Here is a 15,792-nt window from a genome sequence, read left to right on the forward strand (position 1 = left end):
GCCGGTTCCGGGCCACCGGCCGGGTCAGTCGACGGGCCAGGTGTGGACCGGGGCGTTGAGGTGCATGTAGTCGATGTACTGCTGCGTCATCCGCCGCAGTGCCTCGTGGCGGCCGCAGTGGGCGGTGGCGTCGATGTGATGGAACATCTCCTTCTGCCACACGGCTCCGTTGCGGCCGGTGACGCACCGCTGCTCGATGATGCCGAGCAGCGGCTCCCGCCAGGCCTCGTCCATGCCGGAGCGTTCCAGCCCGAGGTGCGCCAGGGGCAACAGCCGCCGCAGGACCAGTTCGGCCGTCGGCACCTCGCCCATGCCGGGCCAGTACAGCCGGGCGTCGATGCCGTGCCGTGCCGCCGCGTGCAGGTTGTCCTCGGCCGCCGAGAAGGACATCCGTGACCACACGGGGCGGTCCTCCTCCACCAGGGCGCGGGTGAGCCCGTAGTAGAAGGCGCCGTTCGCGAGCGTGTCGGCGACGGTCGGGCCGGCCGGCAGCACACGGTTCTCCACCCGCACGTGGGGCTTGTCGTGGGCGACGGCGTAGACCGGGCGGTTCCAGCGGTAGATCGTGCCGTTGTGCAGGGTGAGTTCGGCCAGTTCCGGGATGTCGCCCCGGCTCAGGGTCTCCGCGGGGTCCTGCTCGTCGCACAGGGGCAGCAGGGCCGGGAAGTAGCGCAGGTTCTCCTCGAAGAGGTCGAAGACACTGGTGATCCACCGCTCCCCGAACCACACCCGGGGCCGCACCCCCTGCACCTTGATCTCCTGCGAGCGGGTGTCGGTGGCCTGCTCGAACAGCGGGATCCGGGTCTCGTGCCACAGTTCCTTGCCGAACAGGAAGGGCGAGTTGGCCGCCAGGGCGACCTGGACCCCGGCGATCGCCTGCGCCGCGTTCCAGTAGTCGGCGAACTGCTCCGGGGACACCTGGAGGTGGAACTGCGTGCTGGTGCACGCGGCCTCCGGAGTGATCGTGTCCGCGAAGGTCCGCAACCGGTCGACGCCGGTCACCTCGATGTGCAGGTCCTCGCCGCGCGCCGCGAAGATCTGGTCGTTGAGCAGCCGGTAGCGGGGGTTCTCCGACAGGGCTCCCTCACCGACGTCCTCCTGCCGCAGGGTGGGGAGGATGCCGGTCATGATCAGACGTGTGCCGATCGAACCGGCGCGCTGCTCCGCGTGGTTCAGCGCGGCGCGGATCTCGGCCTCCCAGGAGTCGGGGCCGCCCGCCGTGAGGCGCCGGGGCGGGATGTTGATCTCGAGGTTGAACCGGCCCAGTTCCGTGGCCCAGGCCGGGTCCGCGATCGCCTCGAGCACCTCCGTGTTGCGCATCGCGGGCTCGGCCCGTTCGTCGACCAGGTTCAGCTCGATCTCCAGCCCCACCTGGGGCCGCTCGGACTCGAAGTGCGACTCGCGGAGCATCTGCGCGAACGCCTCGAGGCACTCCTGCATCTTGATCCGGTAGCGGCGGCGGTCCTCGCGGGTGAAGGTGAGCGCCGGGACGTCCCGTCCCATCGGTCTCCCTCCCGGGGTCTGGTCCTCGGACACCCTGTCCACCCCAGCGTCGCACCCCTGGACGGACCCGACCACGCGGGACGGCGCCGCGGGTGAGGCCCGCGACGGTGTCTCACCCGCGCCGGCCCCGTGCCCGCCCTGTTCGCGGGCCGGTGCCCGCGCGAACGCTCAGGCCGTCGAGCCCTCGGCGAGGAAGGCGCTCAGGCCGTCGAGGAGCATGGTGCTGCCCTGCTCGGCCATGTCGCGTTCCTCCGCCGTGTCGCACGTCTGGCGGAGCGCGATCCGCGTCCGCCGGCCGTCCTCCTCGTCGAGCTCCATGGTCATCTCGACGGGTGCGGGCCTCCCGGGCACGTCCATGCCGAGCACCAGCAGGCGGTTCTCGGCGACCGCGAGGTAGGAGCCGGTCAGCGGGAACCGGCCGCCGTCGGGCGTGAGCATCGTGGACTTCCAGGCGCCGCCCGGCCGTACGTCCATCTCCACGGAGCCGGGGACGGCGTGGGCCCACAGGGCGTACTGCTCGGGGGTCGTCCAGGCCTGCCACACCTTGTCCGCGGGGGTGTCCAGCGTCCTGGTCAGCGTGTAGGAGAAGCCGTCGCCCGTGGTGGTCTGCTCGGTGCTCATGTCGTCGTCCCCTCGTCTCGTTGTCCCGTTGTCCCGTCCGGAACCGGGATCCGTCACACCTGTAGACGTGCGAGGGCCCGGAAAGTCATCGGTCGCCGGCCGGCTCGTCCACGGCCCGTGCCGCCTGCCGCCAGGCCGCGGTGACCGCCCGGTGCGCCACCGCCGTGCCGTCCGACGCCCCGGCCGGCAGGTGCACGGGGCGGCCGATGTGGACGTGGAGGCGGGGACGGCGCAGCGGGGCGGTGAGGACACCGGCCAGCTGCTTCGCGGCCGGCCCCGAGGCCAGCCGCCGGGCCCCCGCCTGGCCCACCGGGACGACCGCGGCCCGGGTGGCGGCCGCGAGCCGCGCCGGACCCGTGCGGAAGGGCCGGGGAGCGGCACTCGCCGCGTCCCCGCGCCGCGGAAGCCCTCCCTCGGCGTAGATCAGCACGTGGCGTCCCGACCGCACCGCCTCCGCCGCGGCCTCGAGCGCTTCCGCCGCGCGGGCCGTCCCCCGGTGGACGGGAACATGCCCCTCCTTCGCCAGGGCGCGCCCGAGCACGGGCATGCGCCAGAGGCCCGCCGTCGCCAGGACGACCGGTGTCACCCCCACCCTGCGCAGAGCGGCCAGCACGAGCGCGGGATCGGCCACCGAATCGTGGTTGGCGACGAAGACACTGCCCGCGGCGAAGGGACCGTCCGTTTCGCGGGTGACGGTGAGCCGCCCGAACAACGGCAGCAGGGCGGCGGCGGCACGGCTGAGCAAGAGACGTCCTTTCGGCACGCGGGAACCTCGCCCGCCAGCCTCGTGCACGGCCCGCTCCCGCCGCCTGAGTACGCGTACTCGGAGGGGAGGGCCGGACTACTCGGTCCCCGTCCCGGGGAGAGCCGAAGGAGGGGGGCCGGAGAAGATCTTTCCTCCGGGGCCCGTCCGGTGTCATCACCCCCCGGTGCCCTGGGTACCCGTGACGTCCTCGCGCGGGTCCACCGCGCCGTTCCGGGACGGGAGGCTCCCATGGCCGACGTCAGCCCGATCGATCTGCAGAGAGCCCTCAAAGGCGCCGACTACCCCGCCAGCCGTGACGATCTCGTCTCGCCGGCCAGGAACAACGGCGCGGACGACGATCTCGTCGAGAAGCTGGCGCAGTCCGGGACCCAACGGTTCGACGGCCCCGACGAGGTGCAGAAGGCGGTCTCCGGCAACCAGTAGTGCCCCGCGTCGAGGCCGCCGGCGCCGTACGCCCGGGGAGGGCGCGCCGGGCGGCCCCCGGCCGGCCGAACACCCGCCCTGCCGTTTCGACCCCGCACCGAGGAACCGAGGAGCGGTACCGCAATGACCGAGTACGAACGTTCACGCACGATGCCCGCCGCACCGGAGCACGTCTTCGACCAGGCGGCCAACGTCGGCCAGCTGGGCAGCTGGCTGCCGGAAGCCCTGCACGTGCACGCCGAGGACCTGCCCGCCGTCACCGTGCACGAGGACCGCTCCGACGAGGACACGGCCGCCCTGCTGCGGGCCCAGCGGGACCAGATGCGGCTCGAATGGGGGACGCGCGACCAGGGCAGCTACGCCGGCTGGCTCCAGGTGGCCGGCATCGGCAGCGGGGCCAGTGAGGTCACGGTGCACCTGTCCTTCTTCGAGGACAGCCACGACCCGGGCGAGAAGGCCGTGGGCGACGCCCTGGACACCAGCCTCCGGCGGCTGGAGGAACAGGTCCGGCTGCGCGTCGACAACGCGGCCGGCTGACCGGGTCCGGCACGACGAGATGCCTCGCACGAAGCAGTACGCGGTGGCCGCCTCCGGACAGTGGACCGACGAGGAGGAGGGCCGGCGCAGGTTGCCCGCCGGGGAGGTCCACGCCTGGGAGCCGGGCCTGAACCAGACCGTCTGCGGGCTGCCCCTCAGCCGCGCGCGGCTGATCCGGTTCCCGCACGTCTCCTGGTCGGACACCTTCCCGGAGTCCGGGGGCGCGGCGGACCGGGTCCGGCGCCAGTGCCCGCGCTGCGCGTCCGTCGCCGGACGCCGCGGCGGTGACGCACGCCCGCGGTGGCAGCGCACCAACCCGCGACCGTGAACGCGGGGAGGGACGGCCCGCGGTTCCGGCGCGTGGAGACCGTCGGTGCCGCGGCGCCCCCGCGGCCGCTCAGCCGGCCCGCCGGTTCCGCGCGGCCGTCCTCGCCCTCCACCGGTGCGCGGTCATCCGGCAGACGACGTCGATGCCCACCTCGCCGGGAGCCGTCGGCCCCGTGGGAACCGGTACACGTCCCACTTCGACGAACCCCAGGCGGCGGGCGACGCCCCCGCTGGCCGGGTTGGCGGCGTCGTGGTGGATCTCGATGCGGTCGATGTCCGCCAGCCGGAAGCCCTGCCGGACCAGAGCCGTCGCGGCCATGGTGGCCAGCCCCCGCCCGGTCCAGCGGGGGTGGAGCCAGTAGCCGATGTCGAGTCCGCCCGCACCGATGCGGCGGTAGAGCCCACAGCTGCCGGTCATCGCGCCGTCCGACGTGATGGCGTAGGCATAGGCCTCCCCGGTCCTCCACTGCTCCTGGTTCCGGGCGAGGAAATCGGCGAGCTGCTGACGGTCGGGCGGGTCGGACGCCCAGGGCATCCACGGCACGAGGTGGTCCAGGGACTCGTGGATCGTGCGCTCCAGGGCGTCGAGGTCGCTCATGCGCCACCGGCGCAGTTCCACCCGCTCGCAGCGGAGGATGTCGGCAGGTTCTTCCACGTACCGGATGTTCTCGCGGCCGGCGGACGCCGACAACGCATTTCACCGGGGGTGCGCCGCCGCCCCCGGTCAGGTGCCCGGGCGACGGCCGGCGGGGGCGAGACCCCGCCGGCCGGCGTGCCGGTGAACGCCCCGGCAGAGTGACCGGCCCGCCCGTCCTTGCCCGGTCGAGTGCCGGGATCAGCGCTCCGGCGGCCGGGATGCGGACGATCTCCAGCCGGGCCTCCCGCTCCGGGAACCCGGGGGACAGCGCGGCCGCGACCTCGCCGTGGCGCGTGCCGGCTCCTCCGGCGGGCACCGTCGCGGTCGGCGCGCCCCCGACGAGGACGCCGGTGACGGGGACGAGCGCGGTGCCCCGGACCGGGAGCGGCCCGATGGCCACGAGCGGCACGACGACCGGGAGCACGGCGACGCCGATCGGCACGGCCGCCCACCACCACGTGCGGTTCGTGGTGACGCGGCGGCCGGCGGTCCGGGTCGCCACGGCGAACACCATGGCGAGGAACGCGCGGAGCGGCGGGCGGGAGCCGACCGCCCGCTCGACGACGACCGCGACCGCGGTACCCACGACGAGCAGGACCGCGAGCGCAACTCCCGCCCCCCACGGGTATGTTCTGGTGATCATCCCGAGGGTGGCACGGCGGAGGTCGAGGGAGCGCATGGACACGGCAACGGTGAACTCGCGGTTGGACGGGGCACGCTGCGTCGACGCCGGAACACGCGACCGCATCTGCGAGGAGACCGCCGCGGCGTTGCTGGCGGCGGGGACGGTACCGTCCTTCGAGGTGCGCTCGGCGGACCTGCGCGCGGACCCCTACTTCAGGTGTGCCGACCGCTACTGGCGGAGTCGTTTCCTGCACCGGCCCACCGCGCGCACGGCCTTCGAGTGCGCGCGGTGGATGGCGGACCACGTGCGGGACGAGAACTGGGGCGAGGTCGCCGAGCAGTGGGCTCTGGGCAACGGGTTCCTGAACAGGGGGAGCGTGGAGTCCGCGGAACAGGTCGCGGAGGCGGTGGGAGAGGCGGGCACCGGCCCGGAGGCCGAGCGGATCGGGTTCTTCCTCACGCTGTTCCAGGCGGGCAAGCTGCGGGCGAACTTCTGCTTCGACGAGTTGCACGCCTTCCTGGAGTTCTCCTCCCCGGCCGCGGCCGCCGGCTCCCTGCGCGAGAGACCCGTCTTCGTGGCGCTCCGGTCGTTCGCCGCGTTCGGCAGCCGGACACTGACGGCCGCGTACGCCTGTGAGCTGCTGGAGCAGGCCTGGTCCGCGGCGGGGCGCACCCGGCACACGGTGGACATCTGCCTCAACGGCCTGGCCTTCGCCGCCCCTTTCGAAGGCCAGGGCGAGCTGCTGCGCGACCGGGCGGCGGAGGCGGTGGAGGCCTACCCCGACGACCACATGTTCCACGGGCGCCTGGCCGCCGGGCTGCACCTGTGCGGGCAGTACGACGCGGCGCTGCGGAGCATCGACACCGCACTCGCCCTGCTGGCGACGAGTCCCACCGCCAGCCTCGGCGTGCTGCAGGACCAGTACCTGACGAAGCGGGAGGCGATCCGTGAGGGACGTCTGCAGGCCCTGCGGGACGCGGAGCAGCAACGCCGCTGGGAACGGCAGACGGCGGCCAACACCCGGGTGGAACGCTCCCTCCACACCTCCTCGGTGCGCGCCGTCGAAGTCGTCGCCGTCTTCACGGCGGCCATCGCCTTCGCCGTGGGTTCCCTCCAGGTCACCCTCACCGGAGACCTCACGCTGTCGGACCGTCTGTGGCTCCTGGCCGCGCAGGGCGTGGGCCTGGCGGTCTTCGCCCTGCTGGTGGTCGGCGGGACCTGGCTCATCACCCGCAGCCACCACGGACCGGACCACAGGGAGGAGTGAGCGTTCCGCCGCACGCCTCCGGGCGTGGCCGATCCGTCAGCCGAGTGCGATCCGCGCCGCCACCGGCAGGTGGTCGCTGCCGGTGGCGGGCAGGGCGCGGATCCGGACGACGGTCGCCGAGCGGGCCATGACCTGGTCGATCCGGGCCAGTGGGAAGGCGGCGGGGAAGCTGAAGGCGAAACCCCGCTCCGCCGCGTTCATCCGTGAGGTGATCGGTGCCAGGCCGCGGTCGTCGACGGTGCCGTTCAGGTCGCCCAGCAGGATGACGGTCCTGAGGTCCTCGGCGGCGACGGCCTCGCCCAGCAGACCGGCGCTCTCGTCGCGCAGGGAGGACTCGAGGCCGCTCGCCCGCACGCGGACCGAGGGCAGGTGCGCGACGAACGCCGCGACGTCGCCGTACGGCGTGCGGACCACGGTGCGCAGCCCGCGGTTCCAGGCGTCCGTGACCCCACGGGGCCTGATGTCCAGCAGCCGGGCGCCGGTGAGCGGATACCGCGACCAGAGCCCGACGGTCCCCCGGACCGCGTGGTACGGGTAGCGTGCGGCGAGGGTCCGCTCGTAGACCGGCAGCGCCCCGGGCACCAGTTCCTGCAGCGCGATGAGGTCGGGCCGGGCGTCGGCCAGGGCGCGGGCCGTGCCCGCCGGGTCGGGGTTCTCGTCGCTGACGTTGTGCTGCACCACGACCAGGTCGCGCGTGCCCGGCCCGTCCCCGGGCAGCACCAGCCCGCCGAAGAGGTACGTCCAGGCCGCGACCGGCAGGAGCAGGGCCACCAGCGCCGTCGCGGAACGGCGCAGCAGCGCCAGGCCGAGCAGCGCCACGACCACGAGCCCCAGCCACGGCAGGAACGACTCCAGCAGACTGCCCACGCGGCCCACGGAGTTGGGCACCGTCCGGTGGAAGGCCAGCAGTCCGGCGGTCACCGCCGCGAGCCCGGCGATCACCCGCCCCCGCGTCCAGGCCGACCGTTCCCGCGTCCTCTTCGCGGTGCCCCCGCCCGGTGCCCGCCACCCCGCCCGCCGACGCGGAGCCGCCCCCACCGCCGACGCCGTACCCCTGTCCACCCGATCCGCCATGACTTCCCGTCCACTCGGTCCCGTCTGTCAGGACGAGCCCGTGGACGCGTCGGTTTCCCGGAGACCGACCCCACCGCGCCGCGGGCCGGGTCGGACCGGCGGCGCGGGCCGTGCCGCGAGGACGGCGATGTCGTCGTCGCTGTCGGCGCCCAGCCCGATGAGCAGCTCGTCGCAGAACACGTCCAGGGGCTCGCGGGCCAGAGCGGCGGCGTGCCGGCGGAGCCGGTCCAGCGCGCGGTCCAGGTGCTCGTCGCGGCGCTCGACGAGCCCGTCGGTGTACAGCAGCACGGTCGAGTGGGCCGGGAGCGCGTCACGGGCGTGGGGGCGGGGCGTGTCGGGGTCCACGCCGAGCAGCAGCCCCGCGCCGTCCTCCAGATAGCGGGTGCGGCCGTCCGCGCCGACGAGCAGCGGCGGCAGGTGCCCGGCGGAGGAGTGCACCAGCTCCCAGGGGCCGTCCGCCGGCCCTTTGACCAGGCCGTAGAGGCAGGTCGCGGTGACCTCCCGGTGGAGGCTGTGGTTCGCCAGGTCCAGGCGGCGCAGGACGGTTTCGGGCGGCTCCTGGCGGTCCACGGCGATGCCGCGCAGCATGCTGCGCAGCTGGCTCATGGCGATGGCCGCGTCGAGGTTGTGCCCGGTGACGTCGCCGATGACCAGCGCCGTGTCCCCGCTGGGCACGACGAAGCTGTCGTACCAGTCACCGCCGACCTGGGCGGTGGTGGAGGACGCCGCATAGCGGGCGGCCAGCTCCAGGTGCTCGACCTCCGGCAGCACCGGCAGCAGTGAGCGCTGGAGGCGTTCGGCGATGTTGTGCGTCTGCTGGTGGAGCCGGGCGTTGTCCACGCCCAGGGCGATGTTGCGCACCAGGTCGTCGATCAGGGGCAGGTCCTCTTCCGTGAACGGCCTGCCCCGGCCGCCGCGGGCCACGGTGAGGACGCCGATGACCTCCCGCCGCGCCCGCAGCGGGACGACGACCGCGCTGTTCGCGCCCATGACCCGGAACAGCCCGACGTAGTGGGCGTCCAGCGGGCTCGTCACCTGGTCGGGTGACGGGGGCCCGTCGAGCAGCAGCGGACCCGCACCGCGCAGTGCGCGGGCCAGGGGCCCCCGGGCGGTGTCGGACACCGGCGGAAGCGGGCCACCGTACTCCTCGGGCCACGGACCGTGCGGGGAGCGGTGGACGATGCAGACCCGCTCCACCGAGGAGCCCTCGGTGACCAGGTCCACCGCGCACCAGTCGGCCAGCCGTCGGGTGAGGAGCTCGCCCACCCGCTGCAGGCCCTCGTCCAGGGTCGGGGCGTTGCCCAACGCCGTCCCCGCGTCGGCCAGCAGGGCGAGCCGCTCGAGCGCCGACGTGTCCGCCCGGCTGCGGCCCGCTTCCTCCCCGGCGGCACGCGGGGCGGCCGACGGAGGCGGCCGGACGGGTTCCTGAAGGGCCGCGGGCCGGACGCGGCCGGGCGGGCGTGCGGAGGGGCCGGGAGCGGCCGCCCTCGGGGCGAGCTGGGCGACGAACACCGTGCGGCCGTCGGTCGCCTCCTGCGTCTGGATGAACAGGCGGACGGGAATCAGGCGCCCGTCGCGGTGCAGCGCGGGCAGTGGCACCGAACGGTCCAGGATCCGGGACTCCCCGCTGAGCAGCAGGGAGAAGAACCCCACCAGGTGACGTTTTCGGAGGTGCTCCGGGACGAGGGCGGTGAGGGGCTGCCCCACGAGGTCCTCCTCCTGCCAGCCGAGCATGTCCGCGGCGGGCCCGTTCGCCGCGATGATCCGGTTCCGCTCGTCGGCGGCGAGCGTCGGGACCCTGCTGGCCCGCACCTGGCCGGCGTCCCACGGCACCAGTGCCGAGGGGCCGGTACCCGGCTCCCGGGGCATCACCGTCCACGCCGTGGGGGCCGCCCCGGCGAGCTGGCCGACGATCTGATCGAGCAGCCACCGATGGAAGGCACGGTGACGCGGGAGGAACGGGAGGGTCAGCAGGCGCTCTCCGCGGGCGGCCTCCTCCACCAGGTCGAGGACGTCGCGCAGGTCCCGCAGCCGCGGCCCGGCGTCCGGCGGCACCGACAAGGACAGGGACCCCGTCACCACCTCGGCGCTCCACTGCCGCAGCGCCGCCGTCACACAGGCGGTGAGCACGTTGCTCGTGTCCTGGGCGACGACGAGGTCCTCCGCCGGCACACCGAGGTCGTGCCCGTCGGCCACGGCCAGGGCGACCTCGCGCAGCAGCGCGTGCCGTTGCTGCTGGGACGCCCGGTAGAGCGCCACCGGCACGTCGACCAGGGTCACGGTCGTCCCGTCGGAAGCGGGGGGAGGTGCGGTGGTCTCCCACCCGTTCTGCCGCCGTGGCGCCGTCCCGGGCCGCAGCTCGAACCACACCGTCTTGCCCGCTTCCTCCACGGTGACGCCGTGCCGGGACGACAACTGCCCCACCAGGGCCAGGCCCCGTCCCGTACCGGCGTACGGCGAGGCCCCCTGCGGCACGAGCCCGCGGTCCGGCCGCCGGTCGCCCACCCGCACATGGACCGCGTCCTCCTCGGCGCGGGCCGACACCTCCACCTCCGTGCGGGCGTGCAGCACGACGTTGGTCACCAGCTCACTGACCAGCAGCCGGGCGGTGTCCACCACGTCCGGTGCGACACCGCCGAGAGCGGACCGCACGAAGCACCGAGCCTCCGCCACGCTCTGCGGCGCTCCGGGGAACCGGCGTGACGGTGCTCCCCGGGCCTTGGGGTCGCCCATGAGCCCAGTCTGCCCCAGGGCGCCCGCCCCGCCCGTGTCCGTGCCGCCGGTGTGTGCCGGACGGGTGAGGCGGGCCGCGCCCGGTCGGCTTCCGCACCGGTTTCACCCGCCGAAGGGGGATACCCGGTCCCCGACCCGTTCCCCGCACACCCAGGGAGGATCCATGGCGACAGGCGAAACGGGGTTCAGCGACATCGTGTACGACCTCGTCTCCGTCCAGTACCACTCACTGAAGGCGGGGCACGACTACGGCCAGTACGTACGCGACGCGGAGAACGCGGACGAGAAGGAGATCGCCGACTTCTTCCGGTCCGTCATGGAACAGGACGCGGAACGCGCGGCCCGCTGCCACCGGTTCCTGGTCCGGCTGTCCGGCACGGAGAAGGCCGGCCCCGCGGTTGACTGACCGGTAGGGGGCGTGGAACGCCGGGGCCACAAGAAGGACCGGTGGCTTTCACGTCATAGTGAAAGACGGCTCTTTCCGGCCGGACGGAACGTCCTTCCCGCACGGCCCGCCACGCGGTGAGCGGCCCTCCGGCCGGGCCGTGCTCCGCCCCGGCCAGGGCAGCGGTCCGGTCGTCACCGCACGGCCCGGTCCTCCCGCCCCACGGTTTCCCGCCACTTTCCGCGCGGTCGCGCCCCGCTCTCCCGCCCTCTCCGCGGCGCGGAAAACGGCGTGTTGGTTCCGGTGCACCCGCCCTGTCCGGCTCTGCCGTGTTCCCGTGGCGCGGAAGGGGGCACTTGGCCGGGTGGCACGGGAGGGCGTCCGGTTGGCCGACGGAACAGCCGGTGAAGAGGGGCGGGGTGGGAATGGTTCGGGTTCTCGTGGTGCACGACGAGGGACTCCTTCGTTCGGCGTTGGTCCAACTGCTCAGGTCCGACGACGCGCTGGAGGTCTCCTCCCTGTGCCCCCGTGCCGGCGCACCGGACCACCGCGCGGAGCCGACGGACGTGTGCGTGGTCGACGGGGACCGTCTGGAGGGGTCGGGCGCGGCGTACGGCGCGTCCCTCCGGGCGCTGTGCGGGGACCGGCTCGTCGTGCTGGCGGCCCCGGAGCGCCCGGGCGTGCTCCACCGGGCCTTCGACGGCGGAGCGCTCGGCCTCGTCGACAAGAACGCCTCCGCCCAGCGGCTGATCACGGCGGTGCACACGGTCGCCAAGGGCGAGCGGTTCCTCGACGAGACGCTCACCGTGGCCCTGCTCAAGGGGGCCCGGATGCCGCTGACCACCCGCGAGCTGAGCGTCGTGTCCCTGGCCGCCCAGGGGGCGCCGGTGGCCGAGATAGCGGCCCGTCTGCACCTGTCCCGGGGCACCGTCCGCAACTACATGGCCACGGCGATCCGGAAGGTGGGGGCGCGCAACCGGGTGGACGCGATCCGCATCGTCCAGAGCGCCGGCTGGACCTGACCTGACCTGACCTGACCGGGCGTGGTGCGCGGGAGCGGGCGCACCGCGCCCGGTACGGCGGACGGCCGCCGCGGTCAGCGGTGCGAGCCGCCGTTCCAGTGGCCCGTCAGGTCGCGGTAGAGGGGGGAGCGGGCGAGTACCTCCCGGTGCGTGCCGCACACCGTCCGTACGCCGTCCAGCACCAGGACCCGGTCGGCCCGGACGGCGGACGACAGGCGGTGTGCCACCACCAGGAGCGTTCCCGGCCGCCGTGCGAGCGCCTCCTCCGCCCGCGCCTCCGACGCCGGGTCCAGATGGCAGGTCGCCTCGTCGAGCAGCAGCAGCGGTGCGGCCGACAGGTGGGCGCGCGCCAGGGCGACGAGCTGCCGCTCGCCCTGGGACAGCTCGTCCGGCCGCAGCGGCGCGTCCAGCCCGCCCAGACGCTCGACCAGCGGCCGGAGGGCGAGGGAGCGGACGGTGGCGTCGACGTCGGCCCGGCACGCGTCCGGTCGCAGGTAGGTGAGGTTCTCGCCCACCGTGCCGGCGAAGACGTACGCCTCCTGGGGCACCAGCACGCGCAGGGCGCCGAGCTCGTCGGCGGTGCCTCCGGTGACCGGCCGGCCGGCCACCCGCACCTCGCCGCTGCTGGGCGCGAGCATTCCCGCGACGAGGCGGGTGAGCGTCGACTTCCCGATGCCGCTCGGCCCGACGACGGCGATGTGCTCGCCGGGGGCGACGCACAGGTCGAGGGAGTCGAGGACGGGCTCCGCGCGCACGCCGTAGGACAGGGTGACCGCCCGGAACTCCACCGCGGCGGCCGGTCCGCGGGCGGTGGGGACCCCCGGGCGCGCGGCCCGGGCGGACCGCGGCGTGCCCGCGGCGCCGGCCCCGGCCGCCGCGGGTGCGCCGCGGTCCTCCGGGGAGACGGACGCGCCGTGGTCCCCCGGCGAAACGGCGTCGGCCGCCGGGGGGCGCCCGGACGGGTGCGCGGGCTCCTGCGGTGCGGGGCCGGCGATCCGGTCCACGACGACCAGCAGCCGGGACCCCGCCGCGCCGAGCGCGGTCATCAGCGTGTGCACGGCGGGCAGCAGGGACTGGACGAGATAGGTGAAGGCCCCCAGCAGCGCACCGGCCGTCACGCCCCGCTCGCGCAGCCAGGGCACGGTCACCAGCAGCGTCAGGACGGGCAGGTGGCCCGCGACACCGAGCGCCGCCGTGCGCACCGCCGCCCAGCGGGCCAGGACCCGCGCCGACGCGGCGGCGCCGGCGACCAGTTCCGCGGCACGCCGCTCCACCTCGGGCCCGGTTCCGCAGGCCGTGAGGTCGCGCAGCGCCGCCCGTGCGCGGGCCGCGTGGTCGCCCAGCGCCTCGTCGGCCGCCAGGGCCCGCCGCTGGGCCGCGGCCATGGGCCGCAGCGTGGCCAGGAACAGGGCCAGACCCGCGAGCAGGGGCGGCAGGACCACCACGAGCAGGGCCGGGTGCAGCGACAGCAGCCCCAGCAGGGCTCCGGCGGCGGTGAAGACGAACGAGCGCAGGGTGAGGACGAGACCGGCGAAGCTGTCCCGGGCGATCTCGACCTGGTTCGTCAGCCGGGAGACCGCCGCCCGGTCCGTCCCGCCGGGCCGGGCCAGGGCCCCGGCCAGGGACCGGTCGACCGCGCGCCGCACGAGGCCGTCGCGCAGCGGCTCCGTCAGTCCGGCCAGCTGGGCGAACACGCCCCGCATCACCGGGGCGCCGAGCAGCACGGCCACCGCGGCGACGGCGAGCCACCCCAGGCCCCGGCGCGTGTCGGAGGCGAGGAATCCCTGGTCCACGGCGTGCGCGACGCCGTAGCCCACCACGAAGGCCTGACCCGCCTCGGCCACCGACCAGAGCGCGAGCCGGGCCAGCACCCCCTTCCGGCGGGCGAGGAAGCGACGGGCCGGCGGCACGGTCCGGCGCAGGGCCCCGGATCCGGTGTCCTTCGCCTCCCCGCGGCTGCCCGCGGCGCCCGTCACGGTCGTGCCCCTTCGGGCAGGGGCCCGTGCTCCCGGTGCGGCACCGGGCCGCCGTGCCCACCGCCCCCGCCGGCGCCGAACAACGCCCGGTAGCGGGCCTCCTGCCACAGCTCGCGGTGCGGCCCGACCGCGCGCACGCGTCCGTCCTCCAGCCAGACCACCTGATCCGCGCGCGCCGCGACCGACGGGCGGTGCGCGACGACCAGGCGGGTCCCGGGCCGCACCGAGCGGCGCAGCGCCCGGTCCACCTCGTACTCCGTGGCGGTGTCGAGACTGGACGTCGCGTCGTCCATGACCAGGAGCCGTCCCGCGTGCGCGAACGCCCGTGCCAGCCCGAGCCGCTGGTGCTCGCCGCCCGAGAGGGGAGCCGACGGCAGCGGGGTGTCGTGGCCGCGCGGCAGGCGGCGCACGAAGGCCTCGGCGCCCGCGGCACGGACGGCCTGCCGCACCTGTTCGGGCGACACGCGCCGCGGCCCGGCGGCGACCGCCTCGGCGACGGTGCCCTCGCCCAGGACCGGACGCTCGAAGGCGAAGGCGACCTCGGTGCGCAGTGCCTCGCGGGTCAGCCGGTCGAGGCGGACGCCGTCCAGCAGCACATGGCCCTCGTCGGGGTCGATCAGCCGGCCGGCCACGGCGGCCAGGACGGACTTGCCCGCCCCGCTGCGGCCGACCACGGCGGTGGTACGGCCGCCCGGCACCCGCACCCCGTCCACGCGCAGCACCTCCCTGCCGTCGCGCAGCACCCGCACTCCGCGCAGTTCGAGGTCGCCCGGACCGTCCGGGGGCAGGCCGCACGGTCCGTACGCCAGGGCGGGCAGCCGTTCCAGGGCCAGGGTGCGCTCCCGCGCCCCGCGCCCCCGCACGACCGCGCCCAGCAGCGTCGCCGCGCCGCCGACCCCGGCGGCCAGCTGGGCGTAGCGGCAGGCGGCGAGCAGGCCGCCGACGCTGAGGGAGCCCGACGCCAGGCGCACGCCGCCGACGGCCGTGGCGGCCAGCACCAGGAGCGGCACGAGGACGCCGCTCCTGGCCAGCGCCCGCCCGTGCAGCGCCCACATGCGCCCGCCCAGCGCGCCGAGTTCCGCCAGCGGCGCCAGCACGCGCCGCCGTTCCCGTGCGACCGTCCCGGCGGCGGCGATGGTGGCCGCCCCCTCCATGGCCTCCAGCAGCCGGGACGCGATCTGCGCCTGCACACGCTGGTACGCGGCCACCGACGCACCGGTGTCGCGTGCGAACGCCCGCAGCACCAGCGCCAGCGCGGGCAGCCCGGCCAGGACGCAGGCCGCCACCCACAGGTCCACGAAGGCCAGCGCCACGAGCGCGCCGGCCGGGGTGACGAGCGAGGCCGCGAGCGCCGCCCGGGCCGCGGGGGCGCCTCCCGCGTCGGCGGCGTTGAGGGTGAGGCGGGTCCCGACGTCGCCGGGGGAGTACGGCCGTGCGCGGTCCGGTACGCCGCGCAGCAGACCGGTGAAGGCGCGGGACCGGATCGAGGCCGTCCACCCGGCGTTGCAGCGGCCGGTGAACAGCGCGGTGAGGCTGTCGAGCAGCACCTCGCCGACGAGCAGCGCGGCGCTCAGGGCCGGCCAGTGGCCCGCGTCGCCGCCGCGCAGCAGCAGGTCCAGGGTGTGGCCGAGGACGAGGGGCTGGGCCACCGCCGCCGCTGCCGCCGCGACCGAGCACAGCAGCACCAGCAGTGCGGGCGCGGGGCCCGGGCCGGTGCCGTCGGCCCCGTCCGGCACCGCGTGCGCCTGCCGCGGCCGGGTCTTGGTCGTGCGCACCAGCCGGCTTCCCTCCGTCCGTCCCACGGTCCTGAGGCGCCGGCCGAACATCGGCGTCCCGGCCGGCGCACCGCACCGGCGCCCCGGGCGGGAAGCCCGGGGCGCCGGTGCCGGGCGACGC

At 75.4% G+C, this 15,792-nt stretch carries 14 protein-coding genes and 1 pseudogene; 6 read left to right on the forward strand and 9 right to left on the reverse strand.

Going from position 1 to position 15,792, the window contains the following annotated elements; genetic code table 11:
* Positions 1 to 24 precede the first annotated feature (24 nt).
* The 3 genes from FHS37_RS15355 to FHS37_RS15365 form a co-directional block, all read right to left on the reverse strand.
* Positions 25 to 1,503 (reverse strand): glutamate-cysteine ligase family protein, encoded by a 1,479-nt coding sequence (locus tag FHS37_RS15355; RefSeq protein ID WP_184821432.1) that lies wholly within the window; start codon positions 1,501 to 1,503, stop codon positions 25 to 27.
* Positions 1,504 to 1,671: 168 nt separating this feature from the next.
* On the reverse strand, positions 1,672 to 2,124 hold the full coding sequence (locus tag FHS37_RS15360; RefSeq protein WP_184821434.1) for an SRPBCC family protein: 453 nt from the start codon (positions 2,122 to 2,124) through the stop codon (positions 1,672 to 1,674).
* An 85-nt stretch (positions 2,125 to 2,209) separates the two neighbouring features.
* Positions 2,210 to 2,869 carry a lysophospholipid acyltransferase family protein gene (locus tag FHS37_RS15365; RefSeq protein WP_184821436.1) on the reverse strand — a complete coding sequence of 220 codons (660 nt, stop codon included), beginning with the start codon at positions 2,867 to 2,869 and terminating at the stop codon, positions 2,210 to 2,212.
* Positions 2,870 to 3,118: 249 nt separating this feature from the next.
* On the opposite strand from FHS37_RS15365, the gene FHS37_RS15370 reads away from it, so the two are divergent.
* The 3 genes from FHS37_RS15370 (at position 3,119) to FHS37_RS15380 (ending at position 4,178) form a co-directional block, all read left to right on the forward strand.
* Positions 3,119 to 3,313 carry a DUF2795 domain-containing protein gene (locus FHS37_RS15370; protein WP_184821438.1) on the forward strand — a complete coding sequence of 65 codons (195 nt, stop codon included), beginning with the start codon at positions 3,119 to 3,121 and terminating at the stop codon, positions 3,311 to 3,313.
* Between the two features lie 123 nt (positions 3,314 to 3,436).
* The gene (locus tag FHS37_RS15375; RefSeq protein WP_184821440.1) at positions 3,437 to 3,850 is read left to right on the forward strand and encodes an SRPBCC family protein; all 414 of its coding nucleotides are present in this window, start codon (positions 3,437 to 3,439) and stop codon (positions 3,848 to 3,850) included.
* Positions 3,851 to 3,869: 19 nt separating this feature from the next.
* Positions 3,870 to 4,178: a hypothetical protein gene (locus FHS37_RS15380; RefSeq protein ID WP_184821442.1), complete on the forward strand. Its 309-nt coding sequence runs from the start codon at positions 3,870 to 3,872 to the stop codon at positions 4,176 to 4,178.
* Positions 4,179 to 4,247: 69 nt separating this feature from the next.
* On the opposite strand, the gene FHS37_RS15385 is transcribed toward FHS37_RS15380, so the two are convergent.
* Both FHS37_RS15385 and FHS37_RS15390 read right to left on the reverse strand, forming a co-directional pair.
* Positions 4,248 to 4,832 (reverse strand): GNAT family N-acetyltransferase, encoded by a 585-nt coding sequence (locus FHS37_RS15385; RefSeq protein ID WP_184821443.1) that lies wholly within the window; start codon positions 4,830 to 4,832, stop codon positions 4,248 to 4,250.
* Positions 4,833 to 5,022: 190 nt separating this feature from the next.
* Positions 5,023 to 5,562: pseudogene (locus tag FHS37_RS15390) on the reverse strand (hypothetical protein); the annotation flags it as partial.
* On the opposite strand from FHS37_RS15390, the gene FHS37_RS15395 reads away from it, so the two are divergent.
* A complete protein-coding gene (locus FHS37_RS15395; RefSeq protein WP_184821445.1) occupies positions 5,492 to 6,706 on the forward strand; it encodes a hypothetical protein in 1,215 nt (404 codons plus the stop codon). The pseudogene FHS37_RS15390 and the gene FHS37_RS15395 overlap by 71 nt on opposite strands.
* Before the next feature lie 36 nt (positions 6,707 to 6,742).
* On the opposite strand, the gene FHS37_RS15400 is transcribed toward FHS37_RS15395, so the two are convergent.
* Together FHS37_RS15400 and FHS37_RS15405 are read right to left on the reverse strand one after the other, a co-directional pair.
* Complete coding sequence (locus FHS37_RS15400) at positions 6,743 to 7,780, reverse strand: endonuclease/exonuclease/phosphatase family protein (RefSeq protein ID WP_184821447.1); 1,038 nt, start codon at positions 7,778 to 7,780, stop codon at positions 6,743 to 6,745.
* A gap of 27 nt (positions 7,781 to 7,807) precedes the next feature.
* The gene (locus FHS37_RS15405) at positions 7,808 to 10,513 is read right to left on the reverse strand and encodes a SpoIIE family protein phosphatase (RefSeq protein ID WP_184821449.1); all 2,706 of its coding nucleotides are present in this window, start codon (positions 10,511 to 10,513) and stop codon (positions 7,808 to 7,810) included.
* 163 nt (positions 10,514 to 10,676) lie between these two features.
* Between FHS37_RS15405 and FHS37_RS15410 the strand changes: the two genes are divergently transcribed.
* Both FHS37_RS15410 and FHS37_RS15415 read left to right on the forward strand, forming a co-directional pair.
* Positions 10,677 to 10,919: an acyl carrier protein gene (locus FHS37_RS15410; protein ID WP_184821451.1), complete on the forward strand. Its 243-nt coding sequence runs from the start codon at positions 10,677 to 10,679 to the stop codon at positions 10,917 to 10,919.
* Positions 10,920 to 11,323: 404 nt separating this feature from the next.
* Positions 11,324 to 11,920 carry a response regulator transcription factor gene (locus FHS37_RS15415; RefSeq protein ID WP_221499846.1) on the forward strand — a complete coding sequence of 199 codons (597 nt, stop codon included), beginning with the start codon at positions 11,324 to 11,326 and terminating at the stop codon, positions 11,918 to 11,920.
* A 74-nt stretch (positions 11,921 to 11,994) separates the two neighbouring features.
* Here the strand turns inward: FHS37_RS15415 and FHS37_RS15420 are convergent, their stop codons facing one another.
* Positions 11,995 to 13,896, reverse strand: a complete 1,902-nt coding sequence (locus FHS37_RS15420; protein ID WP_184821461.1) for an ATP-binding cassette domain-containing protein — start codon at positions 13,894 to 13,896, stop codon at positions 11,995 to 11,997.
* On the reverse strand, positions 13,893 to 15,671 hold the full coding sequence (locus FHS37_RS15425; RefSeq protein WP_184821463.1) for an ABC transporter ATP-binding protein: 1,779 nt from the start codon (positions 15,669 to 15,671) through the stop codon (positions 13,893 to 13,895). Before FHS37_RS15425 ends, FHS37_RS15420 begins: the two co-directional genes overlap by 4 nt.
* Positions 15,672 to 15,792 lie beyond the last annotated feature (121 nt).

It is taken from the genome of Streptomyces griseomycini, assembly GCF_014203535.1.
Lineage (GTDB): Bacteria > Actinomycetota > Actinomycetes > Streptomycetales > Streptomycetaceae > Streptomyces > Streptomyces griseomycini.

Coding starts and splice junctions, on each gene's coding strand:
- FHS37_RS15415 (WP_221499846.1), top strand. CDS start 11,324: ATGGTTCGGGTTCTCGTGGTGCACGACGAGGGACTCCTTCGTTCGGCG.
- FHS37_RS15405 (WP_184821449.1), bottom strand. CDS start 10,513: ATGGGCGACCCCAAGGCCCGGGGAGCACCGTCACGCCGGTTCCCCGGA.
- FHS37_RS15410 (WP_184821451.1), top strand. CDS start 10,677: ATGGCGACAGGCGAAACGGGGTTCAGCGACATCGTGTACGACCTCGTC.
- FHS37_RS15370 (WP_184821438.1), top strand. CDS start 3,119: ATGGCCGACGTCAGCCCGATCGATCTGCAGAGAGCCCTCAAAGGCGCC.
- FHS37_RS15395 (WP_184821445.1), top strand. CDS start 5,492: ATGGACACGGCAACGGTGAACTCGCGGTTGGACGGGGCACGCTGCGTC.
- FHS37_RS15360 (WP_184821434.1), bottom strand. CDS start 2,124: ATGAGCACCGAGCAGACCACCACGGGCGACGGCTTCTCCTACACGCTG.
- FHS37_RS15400 (WP_184821447.1), bottom strand. CDS start 7,780: ATGGCGGATCGGGTGGACAGGGGTACGGCGTCGGCGGTGGGGGCGGCT.
- FHS37_RS15380 (WP_184821442.1), top strand. CDS start 3,870: ATGCCTCGCACGAAGCAGTACGCGGTGGCCGCCTCCGGACAGTGGACC.
- FHS37_RS15375 (WP_184821440.1), top strand. CDS start 3,437: ATGACCGAGTACGAACGTTCACGCACGATGCCCGCCGCACCGGAGCAC.
- FHS37_RS15355 (WP_184821432.1), bottom strand. CDS start 1,503: ATGGGACGGGACGTCCCGGCGCTCACCTTCACCCGCGAGGACCGCCGC.